This window comes from Bartonella sp. AA56HLJMS, assembly GCF_042197145.1.
Lineage (GTDB): Bacteria > Pseudomonadota > Alphaproteobacteria > Rhizobiales > Rhizobiaceae > Bartonella.
Genome location: NZ_JBHIRL010000046.1, coordinates 1 through 3827 on the forward strand (window position 1 = coordinate 1; position 3827 = coordinate 3827).

Consider the following 3827-nt stretch of genomic DNA (forward strand, 5'->3'; position numbering starts at 1 on the left):
TCTGCCTCCTGGGTTTGCCTAGAGCGTTTTGGCAGGTCCCCCAGTTTGCAATTTACCGGCTATGGCAATGATGCAAAAACCATTCATGGGGTTTGGTTTCCAGAAGAATTTGGGGACCGGGTAGCGATAGATGCCATCACTACAACTATCCGAAGAGCAAAGCCGGTCCAGATGCTTCGTTGGATTAATGATACGACCTATAGTGTCCTTCTCCATGGACCCGTAGTAATCACCACGATCAATAAAGACCATGACTATATCAGTCGCTCTGGTCAATCCGAGCGCATCCGCTATTCCATTACGCTCTTGCCCTTTTTTAATGGCGGAAAACCACAAGGACAATACCAAGAGAGACAATATCAAATGGGGTATTACCAAGAAGGACAAACTCTATGAAGATACCCAAAAAGCGCGTTATTGTAGAGCTAGAGGATATGAGCCTCGATCTCCTTTGCTTTCACCATGTCATGGCAGTGTTCAGAGACCGGAGGCAAGCTGGTTTACTCAAAGGCTATTTAGAAGCCACACTGGAAGCTAATCCAGAGATTGCCAAATATGGTGTGTTTTTACCACGGGGCTTAAAGGTCATTCTGCCTGAGTTTGTGTTGTCTAATCCCCAAAGCATGGTGAAGCGGCTATGGGATTAATGCGCACACACCCTTTTATTGTGGTCAAGGTGGGAGACAAACCTGTTCATGAGGTTTTTTACCAGCGTCTTTTAACCGCAACCATTACGGACCATGCTGGGAATGAAGCCGATACATTTGAAGCAGAGTTTGATGATAGTGGCAATGATTTAGAGGTTCCCTCAAGCAATAGTGCGCTACAGGTGATCTTTGGTTATGAGAACAGCATCAGTGCATTTATGGGGCGTTTTGTTGTCGAATCGGTTGTAAGTTGTGGTGGCAGTGATGGAGAGATTTTGCGCCTTTGTGGCAAAAGTGCCTCGATGCGTAAAGAGCTCAAAGAACAGGTGAGTGAACATTTTGACCACAAAACTGTTGGTGAGATTGTCGAGACACTTGCCAAACGCCATGGCTATCAAGCAAAGGTTAGTCCCCAGTTCACTCAACAAACTTTGCCTTATGTGATTCGTACAGATCAATCGGCTGTTGATTTTTTAACCCGCCTTGCCGATCGCATGCGGGCACGTTTTTTGATCAAGGACAATAAGTTTTTATTTTTAAGCGGGGACAATTTACCAGCACTCGAACTTCATAAGCATGACTGTTCTAACTGGGAATTCACGTTAGAGCCACGTACGCAATATGGCACTATTGAAGCTTCTTATTTTGATCGCTCAAAAGGGCAGCAATGCCAAGTCAAGCATCAGACAGGGTTTAGCGGTCCCGTGCGGCGTCTTCGCACTTGTTACACTTGTGAGGAGGAAGCACGAGCTGCTGCTGCTTCCGAGTCGGACAGGTTGTGTCGTGCTGTAGGCAGTGGTTCTTTGACCCTTGAGGGGCGTCCCGAAATCATGGCGGATCAACCTCTTTTATTGCAAGGGTTTCGTGGGCAAATCAATGGGCCATGGAAAGCTGCAACCGTCACCCACCGCTATGAAAAACAAAGCGGATACACCACAGAAATCACACTCGAGGCACCAAACAAGGGAAAAGAGGCAGGAGAAAAGGAAACCTCTGAGTGACAGAAAATCAAAGGGACAACTTGACCCTTTGATCGGTGTTGAAGAGTATTGAGACCAAAATCAAAAGTTCGCATTTTGGTGTGGAGGTAAGGAATAGGTGCAACTTGCACCAATTGCATGAGTACAGCAATAGGGTAATGTTTACCCAATTTCTCAAAGGAGCAATGGTGCAAACATTGCACAATTGCAGACTGAAGAGCAATTTGGTCAAGTTGACCGAATTCCTTAAACGCTTCTCTTTTTAATAATGTCCTGAATAATGTGCTTAGGATACAGAAAAATCATCAGTCAATTTATGCTAAAAGAGGTGAACACATCTTATATACGCTGCTTCTCAAATAATACGATTCCAACTCAATGATTGATCATCAAAAATTGCGATTTTGAGCAGAAAAGAAAAAGAGGCTTTAAATGATCTTTGAAAGGCCTTTGAAGACCCTTTGAGAACCCCTTAAAAACTCTTTGAAAAAAAATAAATTGGTACAAAACCTAGTGGCAATGTAGTTTGACACTAGGTTTTATACTAAGTGGGAAAAGGTGGGATTAGGTAGGAACACGTGGTAATTTGTTGTTTTTATGTATAAAATTTAGCATTAAATGCGCGTTTTGTCAAAATAGATTTTGACACCTAAAATTGTAAAAAAGAGCTAAAAAGAGCGAAAATCAGAAAAAAGTGCGTTTTTATGGTAAAAATGAGAGAAGGCTTTGAAAGGTCTGTGAAACCCCTGTGAAAAATTTTGAAAAGTCTGTGAAAGCCCAGAAAACCGCCTTTGAAGACCCTGTGAAAAAAATCACTCCAAAAGTTCAATTGACGTCAAAATCAGCCCAAAATGACCAAAAAAGCAAAAAAGATTTTCACCTATTGATGATTATCTATTTTTAGAGGTAATATATGCTTATTAATCAAATAATTATATTATTTTTTTAATGTAAAAAGATTTTCATATCGATTTTTCATATTAAAGAGGCATTAAGCTGTATCTTATGTAGTTTCTGGATGTGCATTTTTAGCCTCTATTTGACGCTTTAAATGCAGTTTTAGAAGAGGTAAAATAAGCTCTACTTCTTCCGTGTCGTTGATGTCTTGAACAAGCTCTTGCAGTTTTCCATAAAGTTCCGCCGCGAGTTCCGCTATATCTTCAGGAGGGATCTTTATATTTGCATCGCGATAGGTTGTATAAGCTATGCGACCAAGCTTTTTCATGAGACCAGCAGGGATGGTAGGTGGAGATATATTGAAAGACTGAGTTTTCATCATGTTTATGAACATTTCATCTTCACCAGTCAAAAGCCAATTTAGGTTGACCCCAAATTTTTCTCCATATGATGTTAAAACGGTTGCGTCTGGGGTTCTATCACCGCGTTCGTAATTGCCAAGCCCTTGAATACTAATACCAATTTTAAGAGAAAATATATCACGAGATAAGCCTACAAGCTTTCTTACCTCTATGAGGCGTCTTGCTAATGGGGTTTTGGGTTCATTTCTTTGTCGTGTCATATTAAAGGGGCATTAAGCCGTATTTTGTGTAGTTTCTAGATGTACTCTTTCAGCTTCTATTTGACGCTTTAAATGCAATTTTAGAAGAGGCAAAGTAAGCTCTATTTCTTCGCTATCGTTGATGTTTTGAACAAGCTCTTGCAGTTTTTTATAAAGTTCCGCCGCGAGTTCCGCTATATCTTCAGGGGGGAGTTTTATTTTAGCATCGCGATAGGTTGTATAAGCTATGCGACCAAGCTTTTTCATGAGACCAGCAGGGATGGTAGGCGCTTTAAAACCTGCTGCTTTCGCTTTTGCCATGTCACTAAACATTTCGCCTTCACCAGTGACAAGCCAGTCTAAGGATATTCCACAGCGATCTTTATATATTCGCAGTATAGATGCAGGAGGCTCTCGTAAACCCGTTTCATAATTGCGCATAGTCGTTTCGGGAATTTCAAAATGTTTAGCAAATTGTTTGCGCTCTGTAAAACCAAGGGTGTGTCGTATTTCACGCAAGCGTTTTGCCAGTTCTGTTGTAGGTTCTTTTTCAGGGCGTGCCAAAAAAATCACTCCAAATGACATTTGGGTATTTACAAAAGCCTATTTAGGCTGTATACCTATAATTACCGCCCGATATAGAGGGCAGATATTTTACAATTAACCCCACAAAAAACGGATGTGGGAGCATCCGTTTGAAGC

The 3827-nt window shown here is 41.4% G+C and carries 5 protein-coding genes; 3 read left to right on the forward strand and 2 right to left on the reverse strand.

From position 1 onward, the window contains the following. The 3 genes from ACFINI_RS09440 to ACFINI_RS09450 form a co-directional block, all read left to right on the forward strand. On the forward strand, positions 1 to 396 hold a 396-nt coding region (locus ACFINI_RS09440), incomplete at its 5' end, for a phage tail protein (protein WP_375647992.1). Then, positions 393 to 647 (forward strand): tail protein X, encoded by a 255-nt coding sequence (locus tag ACFINI_RS09445; RefSeq protein WP_375647993.1) that lies wholly within the window; start codon positions 393 to 395, stop codon positions 645 to 647. The genes ACFINI_RS09440 and ACFINI_RS09445, both read left to right, overlap by 4 nt. Beyond that, positions 647 to 1648 (forward strand): phage late control D family protein, encoded by a 1002-nt coding sequence (locus ACFINI_RS09450; protein WP_375647996.1) that lies wholly within the window; start codon positions 647 to 649, stop codon positions 1646 to 1648. Before ACFINI_RS09445 ends, ACFINI_RS09450 begins: the two co-directional genes overlap by 1 nt. Before the next feature lie 982 nt (positions 1649 to 2630). Here ACFINI_RS09450 and ACFINI_RS09455 read toward each other — a convergent pair. Further along, positions 2631 to 3146 (reverse strand): helix-turn-helix domain-containing protein, encoded by a 516-nt coding sequence (locus tag ACFINI_RS09455; protein WP_375647994.1) that lies wholly within the window; start codon positions 3144 to 3146, stop codon positions 2631 to 2633. Positions 3147 to 3158: 12 nt separating this feature from the next. Then, positions 3159 to 3689 (reverse strand): helix-turn-helix domain-containing protein, encoded by a 531-nt coding sequence (locus ACFINI_RS09460; RefSeq protein WP_375647995.1) that lies wholly within the window; start codon positions 3687 to 3689, stop codon positions 3159 to 3161. Positions 3690 to 3827 lie beyond the last annotated feature (138 nt).